General features: G+C 50.9%; 3 protein-coding genes. All 3 read left to right on the plus strand.

Annotation, left to right across the window (positions count from 1 at the left end):
• The coding region (locus S1OALGB6SA_RS10400) for a hypothetical protein (RefSeq protein ID WP_230204521.1) at positions 1–659 on the plus strand (659 nt) is incomplete at its 5' end.
• Between the two features lie 85 nt (positions 660–744).
• Positions 745–1,764: a tyrosine-type recombinase/integrase gene (locus S1OALGB6SA_RS09240; protein WP_124033292.1), complete on the plus strand. Its 1,020-nt coding sequence runs from the start codon at positions 745–747 to the stop codon at positions 1,762–1,764.
• Positions 1,757–2,484 (plus strand): tyrosine-type recombinase/integrase (locus S1OALGB6SA_RS09245; protein ID WP_195910407.1); only part of this gene is annotated, 728 nt, incomplete at its 3' end. The genes S1OALGB6SA_RS09240 and S1OALGB6SA_RS09245, both read left to right, overlap by 8 nt.

Here is a 2,484-nt window from a genome sequence, read left to right on the forward strand (position 1 = left end):
TGAACCCCTTTGCCGGCCTCCTATCCTTCCCCTCATCCCAGATGCGCACCAGACGAGACCATGAGCGCTTCATCGATCTAATCGCGGCAGTCTGCTTCCTCCGCCAATTTCAGAAGGAAACCAAGACCCCGCCTGGGAGTTCTGACACTGGCTCCGGCGCCTATATCGAGTGCGACATCGAAGATTACCGGATCGCCCACGAGATTATGAGCACGATACTGCCCTCAACCTTGGGTGAGCTTCCAGCATCCGCGGAGAGGGTATTAGATGAGGTTAGGAGCCTGATCGAGTCTCGTTCACTCCGTCTTGATATAGCCCCTGATGAGATCTGGGTTACCCAGAGAGAACTGAGGGAGAGTAGTGGTTTGGGTCATGAGCTAGTGAAGAAGAATCTTCGCCTTCTTGCTGAGTGGGAGTATGTGAAAGTGCGCGCTAGCTCTCGGGGCGCATCTAAGCGATATGGGCTTGGCCTCAGCCTGGAGCCTACATTGATTAGCCTTTTACCCGCAGCTAGTGAGATAGAGAGTCGCATGGAGGGTGTCGAAGAGGGAGGAGAGTTAGAAAAGTGGGTCCGGGTGGAAAACGAGTTAAGTGTTGGTGTTACAAGTAATAATGAGAAAGTGGGTCCAAGTGGGTCCAAAAATGAGCAGGTCAAATAAAGTTTTGTAGTTAAAAGAATTAGGAGAAAGTGGGTCCAAGTGGGTCCGAGGGGAAAACGGCTCTAATTCTATAAGGGATAAAGAGATGGAAGAAAGTGGGGCAGAAATCCCCGAAAGAGACAAAGCGAAGGTAAGGATAGAAGCGCCTAACTACAGCTCCGATAGAAAGCTCCTTAGGGCCTATCTAAGCGAAAAGAAGGCTCTGGGGGCCAAAACCCCCGCCATTCTTTCCATCAAAAGCAAGCTGGGACGCTTCCTTGACTTCCTGGTTGAGCATGGCTATAGCCTCCTTGATCTCTCCTACGAGATTGCAGCTAAGTATCAGAGGAGCCTGATTGAATACAGGATGGAAGATGGTGGGTCATACAAGTCTAATACCATTATCAATCTCATGAGCCAGGCCTCCTCCTTTGCCGGCCATCTTGTCCAAAGCGGACTGATCCTTGCTAATCCCTTCAAGAGGCTGCGCAAACTCCATCAGGAGAGAAAACTCCCGAGGAACTTACCGGATGAAGATAAGCTTGATAGCTTTCTCCATCATCTCTCCTGTTTTGATGAAGAGGATAATTTCAAGAGACGCCTCAGGCGATATCGCACCCATGTACTTGCCGAGTTTCTCTACGCCTCCGGCCTTCGCATAGCCGAGGCCGCTGCCCTCAGAGTTTCTGATCTGGATTTGGAGTCAATGAGGCTAGTAGTTAGAGAACCCAAGGGAGGTAGGGTTCGCACCTGCCTCCTTGGCGCTTATGCAGCAAGGTTGCTTCAAATCTACATTCGCAAGATTCGCCCCCTGCTAATGGCCTCAGATAGGCGGCTAGATAAAACAAGAGTGTTTCTTAACTCACTAAACACCATCCGAAGAAAGTTCAATGAGGATTTAAGAAGGGCGGCTACGGGAGGCTATCCCCTGCTGCGCTCCCATGATTTACGCCACACTCTGGGTTATCATCTCCTACGTGCCGGATGCCCCCTGCGCTACATTCAGCAGATACTAGGGCATGCCCACATAGGCACATCGGAAGTCTACACGAAGGTTGATGGTCAGGAGCTCTCCAAGATGCTGGAAATCTGCCACCCCAGGGGCAGACAAGCTCAAGATGACTAAGCTTGGCTCCAGCTGGTCTCTTGGCTTCTTTCATCGCGCATCCCTTGCCGAGGGCTACCGGAAATCTACCATCGACACAGGTATTTCCATGCTCCGGGGCTTCCTCAGTTTCCTTGAGAGAGAGGGCATCCGCGATATCAGAGAGGTGAGTCGAGGGAATATCGTCTCCTACCTGGAAGAGGCAAGAGGGACATATAGCATGAGAACCTTGATTTCTCTTCTGGTTGTGCTGCGGCGTTTCTTCACCCTTCTCATGCGAAATTCCAAGATACTTATCTACCCGATGGAGAATCTTAACCTAAGAGAGCATGATGATGGCCGTCGGAAGGAACACTTGACACCTGAAGAAGCAGATAGGTTTCTAGAGTCAATAGATATCTACCAGAGGCTCGGGCTTCGAGACAGAGCACTTTTTGAGCTGATCTATTCAAGTGCTCTACGGGCTAGCGAGGCCTCCAACTCTCTCATAGGAGACCTCCATCTTAAAACCCGGCGGCTACTGATACGGGGCGGTAAGAATGGAGAAGATCGGGTGGTTCCCATCACAGAAATCTCAGCTCACTACCTGGAGCTCTATCTTCCCCCTGGGGCGCAAGATAGCAGGCCCCTCTTTCTCTCCTCCAATAATACCAAACTCTTAAGGCATGGCATAAACGATCGCTTCCATTACTGGGCCAGGAGGAGCAAAGTGGAAAGAGAGGGCCTATCTGTGCACTCACT

Origin of the sequence: Olavius algarvensis spirochete endosymbiont, from assembly GCA_900608495.1 — a bacterium.
Lineage (GTDB): Bacteria > Spirochaetota > Spirochaetia > DSM-2461 > DSM-2461 > UBA2779.